The 22,004-nt window shown below is 72.2% G+C and carries 20 protein-coding genes; 3 read left to right on the forward strand and 17 right to left on the reverse strand.

Translation table 11 applies throughout. From position 1 onward, the window contains the following. Positions 1 to 107: 107 nt before the first annotated feature. Positions 108 to 1,139, reverse strand: coding sequence for a GDP-mannose 4,6-dehydratase (locus MUY14_RS20865; protein WP_247024814.1), 1,032 nt, complete (start codon positions 1,137 to 1,139; stop codon positions 108 to 110). A gap of 195 nt (positions 1,140 to 1,334) precedes the next feature. On the opposite strand from MUY14_RS20865, the gene MUY14_RS20870 reads away from it, so the two are divergent. Next, a complete protein-coding gene (locus MUY14_RS20870; RefSeq protein ID WP_247024816.1) occupies positions 1,335 to 2,390 on the forward strand; it encodes a DegT/DnrJ/EryC1/StrS aminotransferase family protein in 1,056 nt (351 codons plus the stop codon). A 262-nt stretch (positions 2,391 to 2,652) separates the two neighbouring features. Here MUY14_RS20870 and MUY14_RS20875 read toward each other — a convergent pair whose 3' ends face one another. From MUY14_RS20875 to MUY14_RS20925, 11 genes are all read right to left on the reverse strand, one after another. Continuing rightward, positions 2,653 to 2,937, reverse strand: a complete 285-nt coding sequence (locus tag MUY14_RS20875; protein WP_247024818.1) for an HPr family phosphocarrier protein — start codon at positions 2,935 to 2,937, stop codon at positions 2,653 to 2,655. Positions 2,938 to 2,961: 24 nt separating this feature from the next. Beyond that, complete coding sequence (ptsP, locus tag MUY14_RS20880) at positions 2,962 to 4,629, reverse strand: phosphoenolpyruvate--protein phosphotransferase (RefSeq protein WP_247024820.1); 1,668 nt, start codon at positions 4,627 to 4,629, stop codon at positions 2,962 to 2,964. Between the two features lie 33 nt (positions 4,630 to 4,662). Then, positions 4,663 to 5,718: a zinc-dependent dehydrogenase gene (locus MUY14_RS20885; protein WP_247024822.1), complete on the reverse strand. Its 1,056-nt coding sequence runs from the start codon at positions 5,716 to 5,718 to the stop codon at positions 4,663 to 4,665. Beyond that, positions 5,715 to 6,170: a PTS sugar transporter subunit IIA gene (locus tag MUY14_RS20890; RefSeq protein ID WP_247024823.1), complete on the reverse strand. Its 456-nt coding sequence runs from the start codon at positions 6,168 to 6,170 to the stop codon at positions 5,715 to 5,717. The genes MUY14_RS20885 and MUY14_RS20890 overlap by 4 nt, the downstream gene beginning before the upstream one ends. Continuing rightward, positions 6,160 to 6,468, reverse strand: coding sequence for a PTS lactose transporter subunit IIB (locus tag MUY14_RS20895; RefSeq protein ID WP_247024825.1), 309 nt, complete (start codon positions 6,466 to 6,468; stop codon positions 6,160 to 6,162). The genes MUY14_RS20890 and MUY14_RS20895 overlap by 11 nt, the downstream gene beginning before the upstream one ends. Before the next feature lie 34 nt (positions 6,469 to 6,502). Then, positions 6,503 to 7,615 (reverse strand): PTS mannitol transporter subunit IICB, encoded by a 1,113-nt coding sequence (gene mtlA, locus MUY14_RS20900; protein ID WP_247024827.1) that lies wholly within the window; start codon positions 7,613 to 7,615, stop codon positions 6,503 to 6,505. A 79-nt stretch (positions 7,616 to 7,694) separates the two neighbouring features. Beyond that, positions 7,695 to 8,630, reverse strand: coding sequence for a 1-phosphofructokinase (pfkB, locus tag MUY14_RS20905; protein ID WP_247024828.1), 936 nt, complete (start codon positions 8,628 to 8,630; stop codon positions 7,695 to 7,697). 272 nt (positions 8,631 to 8,902) lie between these two features. Beyond that, positions 8,903 to 9,172: a hypothetical protein gene (locus MUY14_RS20910; protein ID WP_247024830.1), complete on the reverse strand. Its 270-nt coding sequence runs from the start codon at positions 9,170 to 9,172 to the stop codon at positions 8,903 to 8,905. A 15-nt stretch (positions 9,173 to 9,187) separates the two neighbouring features. Then, positions 9,188 to 9,880 (reverse strand): helix-turn-helix transcriptional regulator, encoded by a 693-nt coding sequence (locus tag MUY14_RS20915; RefSeq protein WP_247024832.1) that lies wholly within the window; start codon positions 9,878 to 9,880, stop codon positions 9,188 to 9,190. A 371-nt stretch (positions 9,881 to 10,251) separates the two neighbouring features. Next, entirely contained in the window at positions 10,252 to 13,062 is a 2,811-nt protein-coding gene (locus MUY14_RS20920) for an AAA family ATPase (protein ID WP_247024834.1), read from the reverse strand. 6 nt (positions 13,063 to 13,068) lie between these two features. Continuing rightward, positions 13,069 to 15,855 (reverse strand): AAA family ATPase, encoded by a 2,787-nt coding sequence (locus MUY14_RS20925; RefSeq protein WP_247024836.1) that lies wholly within the window; start codon positions 15,853 to 15,855, stop codon positions 13,069 to 13,071. 370 nt (positions 15,856 to 16,225) lie between these two features. On the opposite strand from MUY14_RS20925, the gene MUY14_RS20930 reads away from it, so the two are divergent. Continuing rightward, entirely contained in the window at positions 16,226 to 17,449 is a 1,224-nt protein-coding gene (locus tag MUY14_RS20930; protein ID WP_247024838.1) for a DUF742 domain-containing protein, read from the forward strand. Between the two features lie 40 nt (positions 17,450 to 17,489). Continuing rightward, complete coding sequence (locus tag MUY14_RS20935) at positions 17,490 to 18,155, forward strand: O-methyltransferase (protein ID WP_247024840.1); 666 nt, start codon at positions 17,490 to 17,492, stop codon at positions 18,153 to 18,155. A gap of 111 nt (positions 18,156 to 18,266) precedes the next feature. Here the strand turns inward: MUY14_RS20935 and MUY14_RS20940 are convergent, their stop codons facing one another. From MUY14_RS20940 to MUY14_RS20960, 5 genes are all read right to left on the reverse strand, one after another. Continuing rightward, complete coding sequence (locus MUY14_RS20940; protein WP_247025192.1) at positions 18,267 to 19,337, reverse strand: HAD family hydrolase; 1,071 nt, start codon at positions 19,335 to 19,337, stop codon at positions 18,267 to 18,269. 26 nt (positions 19,338 to 19,363) lie between these two features. Further along, positions 19,364 to 20,485, reverse strand: a complete 1,122-nt coding sequence (locus MUY14_RS20945) for an acyl-CoA dehydrogenase family protein (protein WP_247024842.1) — start codon at positions 20,483 to 20,485, stop codon at positions 19,364 to 19,366. Beyond that, positions 20,478 to 20,753 carry an acyl carrier protein gene (locus MUY14_RS20950; protein WP_247024843.1) on the reverse strand — a complete coding sequence of 92 codons (276 nt, stop codon included), beginning with the start codon at positions 20,751 to 20,753 and terminating at the stop codon, positions 20,478 to 20,480. The genes MUY14_RS20945 and MUY14_RS20950 overlap by 8 nt, the downstream gene beginning before the upstream one ends. Further along, complete coding sequence (locus tag MUY14_RS20955; protein WP_247024845.1) at positions 20,754 to 21,611, reverse strand: 3-hydroxyacyl-CoA dehydrogenase family protein; 858 nt, start codon at positions 21,609 to 21,611, stop codon at positions 20,754 to 20,756. Between the two features lie 90 nt (positions 21,612 to 21,701). After that, positions 21,702 to 21,980, reverse strand: coding sequence for a hypothetical protein (locus MUY14_RS20960; protein WP_247024847.1), 279 nt, complete (start codon positions 21,978 to 21,980; stop codon positions 21,702 to 21,704). Positions 21,981 to 22,004: the final 24 nt, after the last annotated feature.

A 22,004-nucleotide genomic window follows, 5' to 3' on the forward strand; every position in this document is an offset into this window, starting at 1 on the left:
CGAGCGGTGCGCCCCGGTGACGGCTGCTGCTCCGGCAACCCGGCGCCCGGCGGTGTGGCCGCCCGGGGCGCGAATGTCTTTTGGTTCCCTCGCGGGAGGGAAAGCGGTTACCAGACGGCGGCGGTCAGCGCCTCGCCGAGGTCCAGCTCACGGCTGGTCTGGGTCAGGTCGGACTCGACCATCATCCGCATCAGTTCTTCGAAGGTCACGACCGGCTTCCAGCCGAGCTCGGTGCGGGCGCGCGTCGCGTCGGCGCAGAGCACCTCGACCTCGGCCGGGCGCACCAGGCTCGGGTCGATGACGACGTGGTCCCGCCAGTCGAGCCCGACGGAGGCGAACGCGATCTCGGCGGCCTCGCGGACGGTGTGCATCCGGCCGGTGCCGATCACGTAGTCGACGGCTTCGTCCTGCTGGAGCATGAGGTGCATCGCGCGCACGTAGTCGCCGGCGAAGCCCCAGTCGCGGACCGCGTCGAGGTTGCCGAGGCGCAGCTCGTCCTGCACGCCGAGCTTGATCCGCGCGACCGCGCTGGAGATCTTGCGGGTGACGAACTCCATCCCGCGCCGCGGCGACTCGTGGTTGAACAGGATGCCGGAGACGCCGTACATCCCGTACGACTCGCGGTAGTTGCGGGTGATGTAGTGGCCGTAGGCCTTCGCGACGCCGTACGGGCTGCGCGGGTGCAGGATCGTCCGCTCGTTCTGCGGCGTCTCCGCGGCCTTGCCGAACATCTCCGACGAGGAGGCCTGGTAGAAGCGGATGCCGCCGCCGGTGGTGGGCCGCGACTTGTCGAGCCCGCACACCATCCGGATCGCTTCGAGCACCCGCAGCGCGCCCATGCCGTTGACGTCGGAGGTGAGTTCGGCCTGCTGCCACGACATCGGGACGAAGGAGATCGCGCCGAGGTTGTAGACCTCGTCCGGCTGCACCAGGTCCACCGCCGCGACCAGGCTCGCCTGGTCCAGCAGGTCGCCGTTGACGAAGCTCAGCTCCGTGGCCAGCTTGCTGATGCGCAGCTTGCGCGGGTTGGCCTGGCCGCGCACCAGTCCCCACACCTGGTAGCCGAGACCCAGCAGGTACTCGGCGAGGTAGGAGCCGTCCTGCCCCGTGATGCCCGTGATCAATGCTCGTTTCGTCATGGTTCTCCCACGTCCACCGGCCGGCTGCGCCCACGGCTTCCCGAGACTGCCGCTGATCGGATCCCATTGGACGCCCGGCCGACTCGGGAAATCATTGGAGAATCGGGGTGTCCGGCCGCGATCACTGGTGTTTTCCAGTCACCGGCGGACCCATCCTGGGGCTTTCCTCCCATCCCCGAACCGAGCGAGGAACCGATGGCCTTTGCCCACCCCGTGTCCCAGCCGTACCTGACCGGGCGGGAGAGCGACTACGTCACCGAAGCGGTCGGCACGGGCTGGATCTCCGCGCAGGGACCGTTCGTCACGCGGTTCGAAGCCGCTTTCGCCGAGTGGAACGGCGTCGGGCACGGCGTCGCGTGCTCCTCGGGCACGGCAGCGCTGACGCTCGCGCTGCGGGCGCTCGGCATCGGCCCGGGCGACGAGGTGCTGGTGCCCGAGTTCACCTTCGTGGCTTCGGCGTGGGCGGTCACCTACACCGGCGCGACGCCCGTGTTCGTGGACTGCCGCGACGACCTGACGATCGACCCGGCTTTGGCCGAGGCGGCGATCACGCCGCGCACCAAGGCGATCATGCCGGTCCACGTGCACGGCCGGCGCTGCGACATGGACGCCGTCATGGAGCTGGCCTTCGAGTACAACCTGCGGGTCGTCGAGGACACCGCGGAGGCGCACGGGGTCCGCCCGGTCGGTGACATCGCGTGCTTTTCGCTGTACGCCAACAAGATCGTGACGGCGGGCGAGGGCGGGATCTGCCTGACCGACGACCCGCGCCTGGCCGCCCAGATGGCGCACCTGCGCGGTTTCGCGACCGGCAAGGCCCACGACTTCGTGCACAAGAACCTGGCCTACAACTTCCGGATGACCAACCTGCAGGCGGCCGTGGCGCTGGCGCAGGTCGAGCGGCTGGACGAGATCCTGGAGCTGCGGTCGCAGATCGAGAAGCGCTACGACGAGCGCCTGGACTTCCCCGGGGTCACGCGCATGCCGGGCCGAGACGTGCTGTGGATGTACGACGTGCTGGCCGAGGACCGCGACGAGCTGAAGGCCCACCTGGCGGCGGCGGGCGTCGAGACGCGGGTGTTCTTCCCGCCGATGAGCCGCCAGCCGATGTACCTCACTCCCACGTGGACGGAGCTGAACGCGGCGAAGTTCGCGGCCGGCGGCCTGTGCCTGCCGACGCACACGGGACTGTCCGAAGCGGACCAGGACTTCATCGCGGCCCAGGTCGCGGAGTTCTACGGCGCCCGCTGACCCCCGCACTTTCACGTGAAAGTGCCGTCCTGGGGGCCGCACTTTCACTTGAAAGTGCGGGGTCCGTGACGTGAAGAACCGCCCACCGGGGTTCCGGTGGGCGGTTCTTGTTTCGTGGGGCTCCGGCGAGCCGCCCGCACAGTGGGGCAGACGGCCCGCCGGAAGCACGGGGTCCGGCGGGGTACCCGGCCTGGGGGTCACCGGGCGCCCCGCCGGAGCGGGCCGGGTGAGTCCACGAAGCTCCCCGGCCGCACTGGGGGCGTCAGCTCGCCGGCTGCTCCGCCGAGTCGAGGTCGCGGGCCAGCAGCTCGCACACCTCCGCCACCGCCTCTTCGGCGCCTTCGCCTTCCGCCGTCACCAGGACCTCTTCGCCGCCGCGGACGCCGAGGGCCATCAGGGCGAGGATGCTGGCCGCGTCGACCAGCTGGTTCTCGTCGCGGCCGAGCTTGACCGGGACCGGCAGGCGGCCCGCCAGTTCGACGAGCAGCTTCGCCGGGCGCGCGTGCAGCCCGACGGGCGAGCCGATCACCACTTTCCTACTGGACATCAGGATTTCCCCATCTCGTGAACGCTAGTCGACCGACCGGGCCGAGAACTCTTCGACGACCGTGCGCGCCGACGGCACGTCCGGTGCCCCCAGCACCTCCCCGGCCAGGATCTGGCACTGCTCCAACGTGTAGTCCTTCAACGCGGCCCGCACCGCCGGGACCGCGGACACCGACATCGACAGGCTGGTGATGCCCAGCCCGGCGAACACCGGTGCCAGCCCGGGATCGCTCGCCGCCTCGCCGCAGATGCCGGCGGGCTTGCCCGCTTCCTTCGCCGCCGCGGCGACGTTGGCCACCAGCGCCAGCAGCGCCGGCTGCCACGGGTCCAGCAGCTCGCCCAGCTCGCCGAGCATGCGGTCGGCGGCGTAGGTGTACTGCGAGAGGTCGTTGGTGCCGATGCTGACGAAGTCGACCTCCGCCAGGATGTCCCGCGCCCGGATGGCCGCGGCCGGCACCTCGATCATCACGCCGACCTTGCCGATCCCGTGTTCCCGCGCCAGGTCCCGGAACGCCGCCGCCTCCGCCGGGGTGGCGATCATCGGCGCCATCACGCGCACGTCGGCGTCGTGGTCGGCCGCCGCCAGGCTGATCGCCTTCAGCTGCGCGGTGAGCAGACCGGGGTTGCGGACGCCGACGCGGTAGCCGCGCACACCGAGGGCCGGGTTCGGCTCGTCCTCGGTGTTGGCGAACGGGATGTACTTGTCGGCACCGGCGTCGAGCGTGCGGATCACGACCTGGCGGCCGGAGAACCCGCGCAGCACTTCGCCGTACGCCGCTCGCTGCTCCTCGATCGTCGGGGCTTCCGTGCGGTCCAGGAACAGGAACTCGGTGCGGAACAGCCCGACCCCTTCGGCGTCGGCCGCGGCGTCCGACTCCGCCCCGCCGGCGCTGCCGACGTTGAGCAGGAGCTTGACCGGGTGACCGTCCGCCGTGGCGCCGGGACCGCTGTGCGCCGCGAGCTTTTCCTTCAGTGACGCCGCTTCCGCCTCGATCCGGTGCACGTACTCGTCGTCCGGGTCGACGGCGACCGTGCCGCGGGTGCCGTCGACGGCGATGCGCTGCCCGTCGGCCAGGCCCGCGGCGCCGGCGCAGCCGACCACCGCGGGGATCCCCAGCGCCCGGGCGACGATCGCCGTGTGGCTGGTCGGCCCGCCCTTCTCGGTGACGATGCCGAGCACCTTCGCCGGGTCGAGCAGGACCGTGTCGGCCGGCGCGATGTCCTGTCCCACCAGGACGAACGCGCCGTCGACCGCCGGGATGCCCGGCTGGGCCAGGCCCAGCGCGGCGGCGATCGCCCGGTCGCGGATGTCGATCAGGTCGGCCGCCCGCTCGCCGAGGTAGCCGCCGATGGCCTCGAGCGCGGCCACGTGCTTGCCGAACGCGTCGCGGATCGCCCACGCCGCGGGGCGGCCGTTGGCCACCCCGTCGGCGATGCCGGTCCGCAGCGACGGGTCCTGCGCCATCATGATCTGGGTGTCCATGATGGACTTCGACTCGCCCGACACCGAAGCCGCGCGCTTCTCCAGGTCCGCCACCGCCGCGTCGAGCGCTTCGGTCGCCGCCGCCAGCTCCGCTTCGGGAGCCGCCGGGGCGTCCCAGTGCTCCGGCAGCACCGGGGGCGGCGTCAGCCGCACCACCGGGCCGGCGGCCGCGCCCGGGCTCGCCGGGTTGCCGCGCAGTTCGTCAACCACCGTTGGTCGCCTCCTCAGGTCCGCACGCACCGCTTACGCGGAGACGGTGCCCGGCTCGATCGTCACCTTGATCGCCTCGCCACTGCTGACGATGTCGATCGCCTTCAGCACGTCCGACAGCGGCAGGTGGTGGGTGATCAGGTCGTCGACCGGGACCTTGCCCGAGGAGATCAGCTCCAGCGCCTGGCGGTTGTGGTCCGGGCTGGACCCGTTGGCGCCGTAGATGGTCAGCTCCCGGTAGTGCACCAGGTTCGAGTCGCACGCGATGATCGGGTTGTCCTTCGGCAGGCCGCCGAAGAAGCTGATCCGGCCGCGGCGCGCGGTCATCTTCAGCGCGTCCTCCTGGGCCTTGCCCGCCGCCGCGGCCGTGATGACCACGTCGGCGCCGTCGCCGCCGGTGAGCTCGAGGACCTTCTCGACCACGTCGACCTCGCTGCCGCAGATCGCGGCGTCCGGCTTGACGAGGTCGGCGGCCAGGTCCAGCCGGTTGCGGTTGAGCTCGACCAGGTAGACCGCGGCCGCGCCCTTCGCACGGGCCAGCCGCACGTGCAGGCAGCCGATCGGGCCGGCGCCGACGACCACGACGACGTCGCCCTCGCCGACCTGCGCGAAGTTCTGTCCATTGAGGACACACGCGAGCGGCTCGGCGACGGAGGCCTCGGCGTAGCTGACGCCGTCCGGGATCCGGTTGACGCCGTCGACCTTGAGGACCTGCTTCGGCACGATCATGTACTCGGCGAACCCGCCGTCGAAGTGGTAACCCATCGACAGCTGGTTCGGGCACACCTGCTGCAGCCCCTTGCGGCACTGCTTGCACTCGCCGCACGGGATGGCGGCGATGACCTGCACGCGGTCGCCGGGCGCCCAGCCCGACGTGTTCGCGCCGGTTTCCACGACCTCGCCGGCGATCTCGTGGCCGATCACGCGCGGCGGGTCGATGTGGTGGTGCCCGTGCCGGAAGATCTTCAGGTCGGTACCGCACGTCGACGTGTTGTGCACGCGGATCTTGATCTCGTCCGGGCCGGGGTTCGGCTCGTCCGCGTCTTCGACCCGCAGGTCACCGGGCGCGTAGAAACGTGCCACCTTCATCGGGAAAACTCCTCGTCCACTTCGTTCAACAGTCGCAGGATCGTCTCGGCGTCCGGTGCTTCGCGCAGCTGCTTGACCTGCTCGGAATCCATCAGGATCCGGGCCAGCGAGGACAGGATCCCGACCTGCTCCGAACCCTTGGCCGCGATGCCGACGCAGAGCCGGACGTCGTTGCCGTCCCAGTCGACCCCGTCGGGGAACTGGAGGATCGCCAGCGCGGTGCGCTTGACGAACTTGCGGGATTCGTCGGTGCCGTGCGGGATCGCGACGCCCTCGCCGAGGTAGGTCGACACGGACTTTTCGCGTTCGTGCATCGCGTCGAGGTACCCCGGCTCCACCGCCCCCAGTTCGAGGAGCTTCCGCCCGACCTGGGCGATCGCGTCCGCCTGGTCGGGGGCGGTGCAGCCGATGAGCACGGACTCGGGCCCGAGGATGGTGGCGTCAGTCGGCAAGGGAACCGCCGTCCCGGATCGCCTGCTCGACGCGGTCGAAGACCGGGTCGCCGAGGAAGCTCTGGAAGCCCAGGATCACCGCGCCGGTGCTGGCCTTGCGCGCCCGGCTGACCAAAGTGGACTGGCACAGCACGACCTGCGCGTCCGCCGGGATCTCGTTGACCGGCGTGTGCTCGACCTTGACCGAGTACGGCTTCAGCCGCTTGGCCAGCTGGGAGGCGACCATCACGCTGCTGCCCATGCCGGCGTCGCAGGCGATGATGACCTTCTTGACTTCCTTGCCTTCGATGCTGCTCATCCTCGTGGTTCCTTCCTTCGATCGACGGTGATCGTCACGCCACCGAGCCACCGGCGGCGATCGCCGCGGCACGTTCTTCCTTGCGGGCGTCGCGCCCGAACTTCAACAGCACCGCCGCGACGATGAACGACACGGCCGCCGCGATCACGACGCCGGCGATCACGCCCAGGTAGCCGCCCTTCGGCGTCACCGCGAGGACCGCGATGATGCTGCCCGGCGACGGCGTGGCGGTCAGGCCGGCGTCGAAGATGCTGAACGTCGCGACACCCGCCGCGCCACCGGCGATCGCGGCCAGGATGAGCCGCGGGGTCGCCAGGATGTACGGGAAGTAGATCTCGTGGATGCCGCCGAGGAACTGGATGACGATCGCGCCCGGGGCGGTGGCCCGCGCGCTGCGGGCGCCGAAGAACGTCAGCGCCAGCAGGATCCCGAGGCCGGGGCCGGGGTTCGGCTCGATCAGGAACTCGATCGCCTTGCCGTCCTTCAGCGCGTCGGCCACGCCCAGCGGGCTCAGCACGCCGTGGTTGATCGCGTTGTTGAGGAAGAGCACCTTGGCCGGCTCCACGATGATGGAGACCAGCGGCAGCAGGTGCGCGTCGATCAGGCCCTGCACGCCGTTGCCGAGCGCCTTGGTGATGCCCTGCACGACCGGGCCGATGCCCAGCAGGCCCAGCACCGCCATGATGCCGCCGATGATGCCGGCGCTGAAGTTGTCGACCAGCATCTTGAAGCCCGGCGCGGTCTTGCTGCCGACCTTCTCGTCCCACAGCTTGATCAGGAAGCCGCCCAGCGGGCCCACGATCATCGCGCCGAGGAACATCGGGATCGACGCGCCGACCGCGATGCCGACCGTCGCGACCGCACCGACGACCGCACCGCGCTGCCCGTGGACCATCCGGCCACCGGTGTAACCGATCAGCACCGGCAGCAGGAAGTTGATCATCGGGTCGACGAGCTCGGCGATGTGCGCGTTGGGCGTCCACCCGCTCGGGATGAACAGCGCGGTGATCAGACCCCAGGCGATGAACGCGCCGATGTTCGGCATGACCATGCCGGCGAGGTGCCCGCCGAACCGCTGGATGCTGACCCGCGCGCGTTCCGCCCTCGACGGAGTGGCTTCCTCTTCGCGCTCCGCAGTGGTAGTCATCGTTGGCTTCCTTTTCTGGGAAAGGGGTTGGGGAGGGATCGCCATCCGGGGATGGCGGTGAGCGGTCCGGGCCGGCGCACTATTCGCGCACCTTCTCGTCCCACTCCGGACGCGGGTCCACCCGCACTCGACGTGCCCCCACGTCTTCGGGACCCGGCATCGTGCTCCCGGGCAGCGACACTGCTGCCGCTCCCCAGGCGACGGCTGTGGCCAGCGCCTGCGGGCCACTCCCCCCTGCCGCCAGGAAACCGGCGAGCATCGCGTCGCCGGCCCCCACCGAGCTCCGCGGTTCGGCCGATGCGTTGGCGCACCAGACTCCCGCGTCTTCCACCAGCACGGCGCCCTTGCTGCCGAGACTGGCGAGAACCGTGCCCGCGCCGAGGGCGCGGAGTTCCTGTGCGGCGTCGACGACGTCCCGCACGGTGTCCAGCTGCCGGCCGACCGCTTCCTCGAGCTCGTCGAGGTTCGGCTTGACCAAGGCCGGTCCGGCCTTGACCGACGTGCGGAACGCCGGGCCGCTGGTGTCCACGACGACCTTGGCGCCGGTCGTCGCCAGGCGCGCGATCAGGTCGGCGTAGAAGTCTTCGCCGGCGCCGGGCGGCAGGCTTCCCGCCGCCACCACCCATTCCGCGTCGGCCACGTGCGACATCAGTGTGTCGCAGAGGGTTTCCAGCTCCGCACCGGAAAGGTGCGGACCGCTCTCGTTCACCTTGGTGACGGTCGCGTCCGGTTCGACCACGCTGATGTTGCTGCGCACGGGTTCCGCGGTCCGCACCCGCACCACGTCGATGTTGTAGTCGTGCAGCAGGCTGATCAGGTGGTCGCCGTCGGCACCGCCGGCCGGGACCACCGCCCGGGCCTTGAGACCGTTGCGCACGAGCGCGCGTGCGACGTTGATGCCCTTGCCTCCCGGCTGGACACGCGCACCCGTAGCCCGGTGCAGCTCGCCCCGGATGAGCCGGTCGACCTCGATCGTCCGGTCGACGCTCGGGTTCGCCGTCAGGGTCACGAACACTTCAGCACACCTCCGCCGGGGTCCTCGTTGGTTTGGTTGATATTGCCTGTGTTCATCTGCGTTTGCAAGACCCAACTTCACCGGAAGTTCAACCGTTATCTTCGGAAGTCGCTGATCTTTGCACTGTGGCCAGGAAGAACGTCGACCACGCCGCGTGGCAACAAACCAACACAAAGCCAGATCTCCGGACCGCGCGCCGAACACGACAAGGCGGGCCGGGTGGCCCTCCGATTCCCGGAAGGACACCCGGCCCGCCAAGCTGTTTTCCCTCGTCACGCCGCTTCGCCCACCGTCCCGAGCGCCGCGGCTCCCGCCGGGGTCAGCCGGGCGCGCACCCGCTGCCCCACCCAGCCCGGCCGCGCCGGGGCCAGCAGGCCGCGGTGCGCGAGCTCGTGGGCGGTGTACTGGTCGCAGCACACCAGCCCGTCGATGTAGAGGTCGGGCTCGCAGCTGCAAGCGATTTCCGCCCGGCCGGCCGCGACCGCGCGCAGCATCGCCCGCGCCCGGTGGTTCAGTTCGTCCGGGAGCCCCGTCGCACCCATCGCGGCCACCGCCCGTCACCGCACGAAGTCCGGCAGCGCACGCGGAGGCCACGACCCGACCCCGAAGATGCCCATGGAGTAGGCCTTCGAGATCAGCGCCGGCCGGTTCTTCACCTTCATCTTCCGCAGCAGCGTCGTCACGTGGTACTCCACGCCGCCGCGGCTCATGTAGAGGTTGGCCGCCAGCTGGATCGTGGAGACGCCGGAGGCGACCCCCTCGAGGATCCGGGCGTCGATCTCGGACAGGATCTTCTTCTTGCTGCAGGCCACCTGGTTGCCGCGCTCGTTCTTGTCCGGCCGGAACACGACCGTCAGGCTGTCGAGGCGGTCGCCGACGCCGTGCACCGTGGAGCCGATGAACTCACCGGACAACGTCGTGCCGTTCTCGCGCATCACCAGGATCCGCTCGACGAACCGGCTGCGCTCACCGCGCGCCAGCAGCCGCAGCTGGTTCTCGACCTTGCTCCGCACGCTGGGGTGCAGCAGGTCGCAGAGACCGGTGCCGGTGACCGCGTCCGAGCTGCGCTCGAAGACGCGGAAGAACTCCATGCTGGCGGAGACGATCCGCAGCCGGTGGTCCAGGTTCACCATGCACATCTCGGGGGTGATGGCGCGCAGCGCGGGCTTTCGGGTGGCCGTCCGGACCGCCTGGTCCGCGACCCCGGCCACCCCGATACCCACAGCCAGATCCGCAACGTCCGCACTCATGAAGGCATTCCTTTCTCCGGCTGGAAGCTGAAGCCCCGGGGGCGAGAAGGCCGACGGCTGCGAGTCACTGTGTGAGCCGTGTCTCCGGGGTGATGCAGATCATGTTATGCACGCTTGATTATCCCGGGCAACACAATCCGGACACCCGTTCTTAACACTGTGGTGCGGAGGCGGTGGGGGTACGGAGGTACGGAGCGCCGTGCGGTGCGGTGCGGTACCGAACCCCGGGCGGACGGGCACCGGCACTGCCCTTTTGGCTCCTGACCTGGGAAACCTGGGGAAAAGGGGGTCCGTACCCCCGCACCCCGCACCGCACGGGCGTACCGAACCTGGGGTGCGGACCCTCGCGGTGCGGGGTGCGGCAAGGGGAATCAGCTCTCCTGCTCGAGCGCGCCGAAGCGCTCGATGAGCTCGGCCCGGCCGCTGACTTCGAGCTTGCGGTAGGTGCCGGTGAGGTTCTTCTCGACCGCGCGCCGCGTGACGCCGAGGGAATCGGCGATCCGCTGGTTCGTCCAGCCCTGGACGACGAGCCGCGCGACCGCGGCTTCGGTCTTCGTGAGGTTCCCCAGGCTGTCGCCGGAAAACCGCAGCACGGGACCGTTCAGCTCGGTTTCGCCGCTGCCGTCCAACCAGGACGCGCCGATCGCCTTGACCAGTTCCCGGCCCTCGGCCAGCAGGTCTTCGGCTTCGGGCAGCCCGGCGTCGAGCAGCCGGGCACCCAGTACGACGGCGGTGCGGGCGCGCTCGACGACGTTCTCCGACTCGCGCAGGATGCCGGCCGCCTCCTGCAGCAGCGCGATGCCGTCCGCACCGCCGGTCAGCATCCCTTGCAGGCGCAGGGAACGCCCCACGCTCAGCGGGGTCCCCCAGTGCTGCGCGAACTGGTCCTCTTCGGCCGCGTGCGCCTGGGCCGCGGCGAGGTCGCCGAGCCGCTGCTGCACCAGCGCCGCCCAGATCCGCCACGGGTACTGGGGTGTGTTGACCCAGCCCTCGCGCTCCAGGCGCCGCCCGCAGTCGAGGAACCGGCCCAGTGCCGTCGCCGGGTCGCCGCGGACCAGGTCGATCATCCCCCGCGTCAGACGCCGCGCGGCGAACACGCGGTGGTCGGTGCCGTCCATCGGCGTACCCAGCAGGCGTTCGCCGAGCTCGGGATCCTGGGTCTCCAGGGCGATCTGGGCGAGGGTGGTGACCGACCGCGCGAGCGCGTCCGGCCAGGCTTCGTGGTCGGTGCCCTCCAGCACGCCGAGCGCGATCCGCCGCGCCTTGGCCAGCTCCCCTTGCGCCAGCTTGACTTCCGCGAGTTCGGCGGCGATCAGCGGCGCGGTGTCCGGCCAGTGCTCCTGCGCCGCCTGCGCGGCCGCGGTCAGCGCGGGCTCGAGCACGGCGGCGTTGTCGGCGAGGACCGAGGTGGACACCAGCAGCGGCAGCGACGTGTAGGCGTGCCGCGGGTCGAGCGGCTCTTCGCTGACCAGTCGCTTGAGGACGGTCTCGACGTCGTCGACCGGCACGCTGCCGGAGAGCACCGCGGTGTGCAGCAGCACCACCGCGAGCTCCCGGCCGGCCGGGGCGTCCAGGCGTCCGGTGTGCTCGAGTTCGGCGAGGCGGGCCAGCGCGGCCTGGCCGCGGCCCGGCTGCCCGATCCCCGGGTACCAGGTCCGGGCTTCGGCCCGCAGCGCCAGTTCCACCGGTTCCCCGGCGCGCAGCACGGGTTCGACGGCGGCGCGCACGGCCGCGCCGAGGTTCGGTGCCGCGGCGGCGTACGCGGGCGGGATCCACAGCGCCGCTTCCGCCTGCTGCGGACCGGGTGGCAGCAGCGAGAGCGCCTGCGACAGGTGCCGGGCCGCGGCGACCAGGTCGAAACCCCGTTCCGCGGCGGCGAGTTCGACGAGCAGCCGGCCGCGTTCTTCGCTGTCGGGCGCGGTGTTGAGCAGGGCCCGGCGCAGGTAGCGCGCCGCGAGTTCGCCGGCGCCGCGTTCCAGCACGCTGCCCGCGGCCGAGCTGAGGATCCGCACTTCCCAGGGGTCTTCGGCGATGCCGACCTTCATCAGCGTCTCGGCCACCCGCTCCGCCGGGCGGCCGTGCTCGTAGAGCAGCCGCGCCGCGCGCCGGTAGAGGTCTTCCCGCAGTTCGACCGGGATCGCGGACTCGATGCCGTCCCGCACGCTCGTGGTGACGAACCCGATCCGCCCGTCCTCGCGGTCGACCAGGCCCAGCCGCTCCAGGTGCTGCACCGCCGAGGAGTACTCGACGTCGTCGAGCGCGACGAGGTCGGCGGCGAGGCCCGGTTCGGCGAGGTCGCCGAGCACCGCGACCGCGCGGGCCAGCGCGAGCACCGCGGGCGGCTGCGAGCCCAGCGACATCAGGACGCGGTGGTCGAGCAGCCGCACGGCTTCGGTTTCCGCGGCCGCGGTCTGCGCGGCGACCGGCCGCAGCCCTTCGGCGACCAGTCCGGTGAGGACGGTCGCGACGTCGGCCGGGTTGCCGCCGGAGACTTCGTGCAGCATCGCGGTGAACGGCTCCTCGGCGCGTTCGCCGAACGCGACCTCGGCCATCGAAGCGACGCCCGACCGCGAAAGCGGTGCGGGCACGACGATCCGCGCGGCCGCCGTCACCAGTTCGTGCACCAGCGGGTACTTCGGCGCCTCGCATTCGTCGGCCAGCGCCAGCGCCAGCAGGATCCGCGATCCGCTCAGCCGCTTGGCCAGGTAGCCCAGCAGGCGCAGCGATCCCTGGTCGGCCCACTGCAGGTCGTCGACGATCACCACGACGAGGTCGTCGTGGGACATCGCGTGCACGACCGTGTGCAGTCCATAGAGGACGGCTTCGGTCGGCAGGTAGTGCTCGTGGCCGTCGGTGATCAGCCGTTCTTCGGTCAGGGCACGCAGGATCTGCTCGGACGCGCCCTGGAACCACCGGTCCCGCTCGGCTTCGCCGGCCGCGACGAGCACCGGGCGGCACAGCTGCTGGGCGATACCGAAGGCGAAGTCCTCTTCGAGCCGGGTGGCGTCCGCGCGCAGCACCCGGGCACCCGCGCCGAGCGCCGCCGCCATGGTGTCGCGCAGCAGCGCGGACTTCCCGCTGCCGGCCGGCCCGCTGATCAGCAGCAGGGAGCCGTCGCCGCCCGCGGCCGCGTTCAACGCGGTCGCGATGGCGGCCCGCTCGGTGTCACGCTCCAGCAGCACCGGCCATCAACTCGCTGCGGAGCCGGGGCTCATCAGCTCGGTGAGCTGCCCCCGGCCGGTCACGGTCAGTTTGCGGTAGATCCGGGTCAGGCGCAGCTCCACCAAGCGGCTGCTCAGCTGCAACGCCCGCGCGATCTCGGGGTTCGTGCGGCCCGCGGCGGCGAGTGCGGCGATCCGGGCCTCCTGTTCGGACAGTGCGCCGGCGGGGTCGCCGGGCGCGGGACGGTCGGCGATGTCGTGCCCGCGGCGGGCCAGCCGGCCGGAGACGTCGCGGATCTTCTCCGCGAGCCCGGCCGGCAGCAGCTGCGGCCGCAGGGTCGCGACCCGCCCGATCAAGGCGGTGGCTTCGGCGACGTCCCCGTCGTCGAGCCGCGCGGCGGCGAGTTCGGTTACGGCGGTGAGGAAGTCGACGCGCCGGGCCGTCCCCTCCAGCAGCTCGACCGCGCGTTCCAGGTGCGCCCGGCGTTCGGTGCCGGTGAAGACGTCGGCCAGGCGCAGGCTCGTGGCGCCGCGCGCGCCCGGCACGCCCCAGGTTTCCGCGCGTGCCAGCGCCTCCCGGGCCAGTTCGACGGCGCCGTCGGCGCCGGAGCGGGCCAGTGCCAGCGCCGCGCCGGTCCGCCACGGCAGGTCGACGGGGTTGCCTTCGCGCCGCCCGGTGGTGCCGCGCCCGGCCGCGCGGAACGCTTCGAGCGCGGCTCGGGCGTCCCCCTTCGCCAGGTGGACGCGGCCGCGTTGCAGCAGCAGGTACCCGGCGGCCAGGCCGTCGTCCGCGCCGGCCGGCAGCACCGGGCCCACCGCGCGCTCGGCGTCGTCGAGCCGCATCGCGGCCAGTGCCGCTTCCGCGCGCACGGCCCGCAGCCCGGGCAGCGCCCGCGGGTGCCAGGCGCGTTCGGGCAGCCGGGCCACCGCGGCTTCGAGATCGGCCTGGGCCTGGCCGAGATTGCCGCGGCGCAGTTCGCAGCGGGCCCGCAGCAGCACCGCGTTCGCCGCGACCGCGCGGGCCCCGGCGCGGACCGCGTCCTGGTGGACGTCGGTGAGGCCAAGCACGGCCTCGGAAAGCTCGTCGGTGCACAGCAGCACCCACGCGGCCCGCAGGCGCAGGGTGTGCGGCAGGTTCGCGCGCGGTTCGAGCGCGAGCCGGGCGAGTTCCCGGGCCCGGCCGGGCTCGCGGCCGCGGCGGGCGAGCTCGACCGCGGTCGTCGCCGCGCGCACCGGGTCGGTGTCGCCCGGCTCCGGGTGCGGCGCGTCGAACGCGGTGGCCGGGACGACCGGGCCGGCCGCGCAGTCCTCCTGCGCCAGCCTGCCGAGCGCGGCCAGCGCGGACGTGCCGGCCTCGAACCCGCTGCGGCGGCGGCAGGTCGCGGCGATCACGCGGTGCGCGGTGCGGGTGTCACCGCGGGCGAGCAGGTGGTCGGCCGCTTCGAGCAGGACCGCGCCGGAGACCTCGGGACCGGTGTCGAGCAGGACGCGCTGCAGGCGCTGGTCGCTCAGCTCCGGTTCGTCGGCGACCTCGGCCAGCGCGAGCCCGAGCATCAGCTTCCGGCGTTCGGCCGGGCTGACCGGTTCGCGCAGCGCCCGGCCGAGCAGCCGCGCCGCGCCGGCGTCGTCCCCGAGCACCCGGCGGCGTTCCGCGGCCCGGCGCAGGGTCGCCACCGCCCACGAGGCACCGACCGGGCGGACGGCGGAGAGCAGTTCGGCGAGCTGGTCGTCCGGGACCGCGGCGCGGTAGGCGAGTTCGGCGCACCGGTTCGCGAGCTCGCCGCGTTCGGCCGCGCTCAGCGTGCCGAGCGCGGCGTCGGCGGTGGTGCCGTCGGCGATGCGCGTCGGCGCGCCTTCGCGGACCAGGCCGAACCCGACCAGCTGGCGCAGGGCGTCGCCGACGCGGCCGGCGAGCGGGCCGGCCAGGTTCGTCACGAGGTCGAAGTCGAGCAGCCCGCGGCAGACCGCGATGGCGCGCAACAGGTTCAAGGCGTCGGCGGGCAGCGCCGCGATCGAGACGGCCAGCTCGGCGGCGCGGACGTCGGCGAGGTGCGCGGTGACGGCGGGCAGGTGCTCGGCCACCGGGTCGCCCCCGGCGGCGGCGAGCCGTTCGAGCACCGGCGCGACCAGCGCGGGCCGTCCGCCGGTGGCCCGGTGCAGGCCCGCGGTGAAGCGGGGGTCGGGCAGGCTGCCGGGGAAGCGGTCGGCGACCAGCTCGCGCAGGCCGTCCTCGGTGAGCAGCCGCACGGCGGCGGTGTCCCCGCCCGGCACGGCCGCGTGCTCACCGGTGGCGAGCACGGACCGGACGAGCAGCATCGGCGCCTGCTGCAGCCGGTGCTCCATGGCTTCGAGCCAGGCCTTCGAGCCGGGGTCCGCCCACTGGGCGTCGTCGACGGCGATCAGCAGCGGGCCCTGGCTCGCGACGCCCACGAAGTCGCCGCAGAGGGTCGGGATGGACCGCTCGGCCGAGGTGCGGCCGCAGGAGCGCGGCCCGCCGTCGAGCCGGCAGTCGGCGTCGGCGATGTCGGCGAAGAGCCGGTTGATGACGCCGCGGTGCACGGCCGATTCCCCGGGCGAGCAGGAGGCGAAGGCGGTGATGACACCGGCGACCCTGGCTTCCCGGACGGCGGCGGCGAGCAGCGCGCTGCGCCCGGCCCCGCGCGGGCCGACGACGGTCACCTGGCCCGACCGCCCGGCCAGCACCCCGCGAATCCCCCGCCGCAGCACGGCGATCTCGTCCTCCCGTTCGACCAGCCGCGTTTCGGCGGTGCGGCGGGAGCGGTCGTCGCGTTCCCCGAGCCAGGGAACGGTCAAAACGGGCGCGGCAACGGGCCCTGCGCTCCGCGCGACGGTGTCCACGGAGGGCAGGGCAGGCGCGACCGGCCACGCCGATCCGGCTCTACCTGATCCGGGCACCACCATCACCCTCCGCCCCACAGCGGCTGCTTTCCGTCACTCCCCCGGCGGTGTACCGGTGAGTGACGTGGCTCTCCAGCCTAAGACGACCAATGTTGGTTTAACAAGTCCAGCACCTTCGTTTTGTCTGCGGTTGACCCCTGCCGACAACGCACTACCCACGAAGACCCAGAAATCCCTACATTAAGGCAAAGCGACTTGACACCCCGCCAGGGCCGTGGGTGAAGGTGGCTCGACACCCCGTCCGACCGGTTTCGAGGCCGCGAACATGAAAAACTCCCACGATCGCCGCCCCGCGAAGATCGGCTCGGCATCCCTGTCCTTCGGCGGCTGGGGCGACTACGAGGTGTGGGCGGCGCATGGATTCACACCCAAACCCAACTCGGACCCGGCTCACGCGCCGGAGCCGCAGGTGGAGGCCGTCGAAGAGGCGGGTGAGGATACCGGTGAGCGGGACGCGCGACCGGGGAAGGCGGCTGGTGGTGCCCGGCCGGCCACGGGGCGGGGCAAGCGGGGCGGGAAGGCGGCGGGGGCGGGCGCTGGGGGTACGACCCGCGCCGACGAGCGCGACTCGGGCACCGCGACCCGCACCGGCAAGGGCGGGCGCGGCTCCGGTGCCGCCGCGACCGGTACCGGCACGACCGCCGGCGCCGCCCGGGGCAAGCGCGGCACCCGCCCCGAGAAAGCCGCGGGCGCGACCGCCAGCAGTGCCGGCGGGCAAGACGCCGGTCGTGGCTCTGCTTCCGGCGATGCCGCGCACAGGCCCGGCAAGAGTGCCCGCGACCCCGGCCCGCGCCCAACCGGCCGTAGCGTCCCCGCCCGCACCGGCGAGCGCGGCACCGGCACGCACCGAACCGGCCCCGCGGAACCCGCCCACGCCGACCGCGACCCCGGCCCGGGCGATGCCACCCGCGAGCGCGGCCCGCGTCGAGACGAGCAAACCGGACCCGGCGAGACAGGCGAGCGCGGCCCACGCCGAGCGGAACGAACCGAACCCGCCCGCGGCCGCGACACCGGCGCGGAGCGCAGCGAAGCCGTCCACGAAACCCGGCCAGGCAAGCCCCTCGATCCCGCCGAGGACGACCGCACCCGTGGGCGCCGTGCCGCCAGTCTCGGGACGCACCCCATCCCCGCCCTCGACGAACACACCACCCGGGAACGTCCCCGTCCCTACGTCCGCGGCAGCACTCCCCCGCCTCCCCGGGCCCGGCACGTCCTCCCGCCGGAAGTCATGCTCTTCGCCACCGGCCGGCACCGCGGCGCCGCCGGCCTCGATCCGGATCTCACCGCCCTGTGCCGGATGTGCCAGATCCCCACCTCGATCGCTGAGGTCTCCGCCTACCTCCGGCAGTCGCTCGACGCCACCCGCGACCTCGTACAGCACGGGATCGACCTCGGGCTGCTCGTCGCCGACGTCGCGGAGCTCGGGATCGCCGGCCGGCCGCCGCTCGCGTTGCTGCACCGCGTGCACCAGGGACTGCTCCGCCTGTGAACTAGACACTTCCAGGATCCGGCGAACCTAGGCTTCCGCCATGGCGACCCAACTACTGGCGTCCTCCGACGTGCTCGGCTACGTGAGCGAGCATTCGCAAGCCGAGGACGAGATCCTGCGCGAACTGCGCGACGAGACGGCCTCGCTGCCCATGGGCGCGGCGATGCAGGTGTCCGCGGAAGAAGGCCGGCTGCTCGCGCTGCTGGTCAAGCTCACCCGGGCGCGGCTGGTGGTGGAGGTCGGCACCTTCACCGGCTACAGCTCCCTCTGCATGGCCCGGGCGCTGCCCGCCACCGGGCTGCTCATCACCTGCGACGTCACCGACCGCTGGCCGGCGTTCGGGCGGCCCTACTGGCGGCGGGCCGGCGTCGAAGACCGGATCGACCTGCGGATCGATCCCGCCACGCAGGTGCTCGACACGCTCTTCTACGAGTACGGGCCCGGCACCGTCGACCTGGTCTTCATCGACGCCGACAAGGTCGGGTACGCCGCCTACTACGAGGCCGCGCTCGGGCTGCTGGCGCCGGACGGGCTCATCGTCGTCGACAACACGCTCTTCTTCGGCCGCGTCACCGATCCCGAAGCCCAGGACCCCGACACCGTCGCCATCCGCGAGTTCAACCGCTTCGTGCGCGACGACCCGCGCGTGGAGATGTCGCTGCTGCCGATGGCCGACGGCATCACGCTCATCCGCAAAGCCGGCTGAAACCCGCGCGGAAAGGCCGCCACGGACCCACCGTGGCGGCCTTTCTCCGTGCCCGGCAACGGGAAAAGGGCCCGCCCCCGAACCGGGAGCGGGCCCTTCCTCGGACAAAACTCAGCGCACGCCGACCGGCTCGGTGAGGTCGGGCGCCACCAGGGACACCGTCGTGGGCTCCTCCTGCGGCACCGGCTCCAGGTGCAGCCGCTGCAGGCCCGGGACCTCGCCGGAGGGCAGCACGGCCGTGCACGCGCACGCGTCGTCGGCGAACCCGGCGAAGCGGTAGGCGATCTCCATCATCCGGTTGCGGTCGGTCGCGCGGAAGTCGGCGACCAGGTGCGCGTCGGCGCTCGCGGCCTGGTTGGCCAGCCAGCGCAGGATGATCGAGCCCGCGCCGAACGACACGACCCGGCACGACGTCGCCAGCAGCTTGAGGTGCCAGAACTCCTCGAACGTCTCCAGCAGGATCACCCCGACCGCGCCGTGCGGCCCGAAGCGGTCGCGCATGCTGACCACCAGCACCCGGTGCGACGGGTCGTCGAGCAGGCCGCGCAGCTTCTCGTCGGAGTAGTGGATGCCGGTGGCGTTCATCTGGCTGGTGCGCCGGGTCAGCTCCTCCACCCGGGACAGCTCGGTGTCGGTGGCCGGCAGGATCGTCATCCGCAGGTCGAGCGAGCGCAGGAAGTCCTCGTCCGGGCCGGCGAACCCGGCCTGGGCCTCCTGGCGGCGGAAGGACGCCTGGTACATCTGACGCCGCCGCCGCGAGTCGACGGTGACCGTCTCCGGGCTGAACTCCGGCAGGTCCGCCAGTTCCAGCACGTCCTCGGCTCGGTAGGTGCGCACCTGCGGGTGGTGGTAGGTCACCTCGGCCAGTTCGCTGTCGCGGTCGTCGACGAACGCGATCGTCTCGAGGGCGAACTTCAGCTCGTCGGCGATCGCCTTGACCGACTGGGACTTCGCGTGCCAGCCGATCTGCGGCAGCACGAAGTACTCCGCGAGGCCGAGCTCCTCCAGCCGCGCCCAGGCGTGTTCGTGGTCGTTCTTGCTCGCCACCGACTGCAGGATGCCGCGCGCGTCGAGGGTCTTCACGAGCTGGCGGATCTCTTCGGAAACCTCGACGGTGCCGTCTTCGAGCAACGTGCCGTTCCACAGGGTTTCGTCGAGGTCCCACACCAGGCACTTGACCATGGTCGTGCTAGCCACCGGAATCCTCCTCAGTCGCCGGTATTCACGAGGACACGGGTGTGCCCCGCCAGGATGAGCTGGCAGATCTCGTTGCTGCCTTCGATGAGTTCCATCAGCTTCGCGTCGCGGTGCGCCCGGGCGACCACGTGGCCGTCCTGGGCCGCGGCCGAGGCCAGCACCTGCACCGCCGTGCCCGACCCGCGGGCCGCCGCCGTCGAGCTGACGTACTTGGCCAGCACGGTCGCGACCACCATCTCGGGTGAACGGTCGTCCCAGGCCCGGCTGGCGTGTTCGCACACGCGGGTCGCGGCCTGCTCGTCGGCGTAGAGGTCGGCCAGGTGCCGGGCCACGAGCTGGCGGTCGGCCAGCGGAACCCCGCCCTGGTGCCGGTTCGCCGCGTGCTCGCCGGCCGCGGCCAGGCAGGCCCGCAGGATGCCGACGCAGCCCCAGGCCACCGAGATCCGGCCGTAGGCGAGCGCGGTGGTGATGAGCATCGACAGCTCGACCCCGCCGCCGCCGAGCACCGCCGAGCGCGGCAGCCGGACGTCGTGGAGCCGGACGGTCGAGTGGCCGGCGGCGCGGCACCCGCTGGGGTGCGGGACGCGTTCGATCGTGACGCCCTCGGCGTTCGAGGGCACCACGACCGCGGTGCCGAGGCCGTCGAGCTCGCCGACGACCACGATCAGGTCCGCGTACGCCGCCGCGGTGATCCAGACCTTCTCACCGTTGATCACGACGTCGTCGCCGTCGGCGCGGACGGTCGTGGCCACCGACGACAGGTCGCTGCCCGCCGCGGGTTCGCTGAACGCCACCGCGGCCAGGTCGCCGGAGGTGAGCCGGCCGAGGTAGTTCGCCCGCTGGGCGCGGTCGCCGAAGCGCTGGATGGTCCAGGCCGCCATGCCCTGCGAGGTCATCACGCTGCGCAGCGAGCTGCACAGCGAACCGGCGTGCGCGGTGAACCATCCACTGTGGAGGCTGCTGACGCCGAGCCCGCCGAACTGGGCGGGCACTTCGGCGCACAGCAGGCCCCGCGCGCCCAGCGCGCGCAACAGGTCTTCGGGCAGCCGTCCCTCGACGTCCCAGGCCGCCGCCTGGTCACCGACCCGGGCGGTCAGCTCGGCGGCGGCCGCCGCGAGGGGGTGCTCACTCATCGAGCAGGCGCCCCACGAGCGCCGTCATGCTTTCGACGGTGCGGAAGTTGTCGAGCTTGAGGTCCGGCCCGACGATGGCGATGCCGTAGGTCTGCTCGAGGAACACGACCAGCTCCATGGCGAACATCGAGGAGACCAGGCCGGTGCGGAAGAGGTCCTGGTCGTCCGGGACGTCCTGCTTGACGCGTCCGGTCAGGAACTCCCGGATCTCCCGCGTGACGGCCTCCGGCGTGCGCGCCGGGGTTGCGGTGGTGGAGACGTCGTTCACTCAGAACACCTTCCCGTACTCGTAAAAGCCCCGTCCGGTCTTCCGGCCGAGGTGGCCGTCGGCCACTTTGGACTGCAGCAGGGCGCACGGCGCGTGCCGCGGGTCGCCGGTGCGTTCGGCGAGCGCCCGCAGCGCGTCCGCGAGGTTGTCCAGGCCGATCAGGTCGGCGGTGCGCAGCGGGCCGGTCGGGTGGCCGAGGCAGCCCTGCATGAGCTCGTCCACGGCTTCCACCGACGCGGTGCCTTCCTCGACCAGCCGCGCGGCGTCGTTGATCATGGGGTGCAGCAGCCGGCTGGTGACGAACCCCGGCGAGTCCCGCACGACGATCGGCTTGCGGCTCAGCCGTTCCAGCAGGCCCAGCACCGCGTCCAGAGTGGACTGCTCGGTGCGGGGACCGCGGACGACCTCGACGTTCGGGATGAGGTAGGCCGGGTTCATGAAGTGCGTCGCCAGCAGGTCCGCGGGCCGTTCGACCGCTTCGGCCAGTTCGTCGACCGGGATGCCGGAAGTGTTGCTGATCAAGGGGGTCCCCGGGGCGACCAGCGCCGCGAGCTCACCGAGCACGGTGGCCTTGACCTTGTCGTCTTCGACGATCGCTTCGATGACCGCCGTCGCGTCCTTCGCCGCGCCCAGGTCGGTCGTCGCGGTCAGCTCGCCTTCGGCGACGTCGGGGAACGCGCCCATCAGCCGGCCGTGCCGCAGCTGCTGGGCCACGCGCCGCTTCGCGAGTTCCACCGCCTCGCCGTCGATTTCGACCAGGGTGACCGGGACTCCGTGTCCCAGTGCCATCGCCGTGATGGCCGAGCCCATCACCCCGCCGCCGATCACGGCCGGCCGATCCTGCGCCTGCCCGCCCACCGCGCCTCCCTGAGTCTTCGGGGACTTTTCCTTCGTGCGTCAGGAGCGTCGGTCACCGCGGTGGTACCGGTCAACGAACAGCGCGCATATCTAGGGTTTTCCGTCGGGCTCGCCGGTGCTCAGCACGCCCAGCGCCGCCAGGTCGCCCATCCACGCGCGCAGGGAACCGGTCAGCTCGGCCGGTTCGAGGTCGCAGGTGGGCGCCAGCGCGAGCGCCGCGGCGGCGGGATCCCAGTCGTGCTGGGCCAGCGCGATCCACATCGCCGCGCCGAGGCCGCTGGCGAGCACGCGGTGTTCGCCGGTCGGCAGCACCATTTCGAGCACGCCGGTGTCGTCGACGATCACGGCCAGTCCGGGCACCGGGCGCATGGCACTCCCCCGCGTTCTCCGCGC

Source organism: Amycolatopsis sp. FBCC-B4732, assembly GCF_023008405.1.
Taxonomy (GTDB): Bacteria; Actinomycetota; Actinomycetes; order Mycobacteriales; family Pseudonocardiaceae; genus Amycolatopsis; species Amycolatopsis pretoriensis_A.

What these genes read in the sequence shown, in the direction of transcription:
- mtlA (WP_247024827.1), bottom strand. Translation starts at nt 7,615, where the DNA reads ATGACTACCACTGCGGAGCGCGAAGAGGAAGCCACTCCGTCGAGGGCG.
- MUY14_RS20910 (WP_247024830.1), bottom strand. Translation starts at nt 9,172, where the DNA reads ATGGGTGCGACGGGGCTCCCGGACGAACTGAACCACCGGGCGCGGGCG.
- MUY14_RS20895 (WP_247024825.1), bottom strand. Translation starts at nt 6,468, where the DNA reads ATGAGCAGCATCGAAGGCAAGGAAGTCAAGAAGGTCATCATCGCCTGC.
- MUY14_RS20930 (WP_247024838.1), top strand. Translation starts at nt 16,226, where the DNA reads ATGAAAAACTCCCACGATCGCCGCCCCGCGAAGATCGGCTCGGCATCC.
- MUY14_RS20870 (WP_247024816.1), top strand. Translation starts at nt 1,335, where the DNA reads ATGGCCTTTGCCCACCCCGTGTCCCAGCCGTACCTGACCGGGCGGGAG.
- MUY14_RS20940 (WP_247025192.1), bottom strand. Translation starts at nt 19,337, where the DNA reads ATGGTCAAGTGCCTGGTGTGGGACCTCGACGAAACCCTGTGGAACGGC.
- MUY14_RS20885 (WP_247024822.1), bottom strand. Translation starts at nt 5,718, where the DNA reads ATGAAGGTGGCACGTTTCTACGCGCCCGGTGACCTGCGGGTCGAAGAC.
- MUY14_RS20935 (WP_247024840.1), top strand. Translation starts at nt 17,490, where the DNA reads ATGGCGACCCAACTACTGGCGTCCTCCGACGTGCTCGGCTACGTGAGC.
- MUY14_RS20915 (WP_247024832.1), bottom strand. Translation starts at nt 9,880, where the DNA reads ATGAGTGCGGACGTTGCGGATCTGGCTGTGGGTATCGGGGTGGCCGGG.
- MUY14_RS20875 (WP_247024818.1), bottom strand. Translation starts at nt 2,937, where the DNA reads ATGTCCAGTAGGAAAGTGGTGATCGGCTCGCCCGTCGGGCTGCACGCG.
- MUY14_RS20960 (WP_247024847.1), bottom strand. Translation starts at nt 21,980, where the DNA reads ATGCGCCCGGTGCCCGGACTGGCCGTGATCGTCGACGACACCGGCGTG.
- MUY14_RS20865 (WP_247024814.1), bottom strand. Translation starts at nt 1,139, where the DNA reads ATGACGAAACGAGCATTGATCACGGGCATCACGGGGCAGGACGGCTCC.
- MUY14_RS20945 (WP_247024842.1), bottom strand. Translation starts at nt 20,485, where the DNA reads ATGAGTGAGCACCCCCTCGCGGCGGCCGCCGCCGAGCTGACCGCCCGG.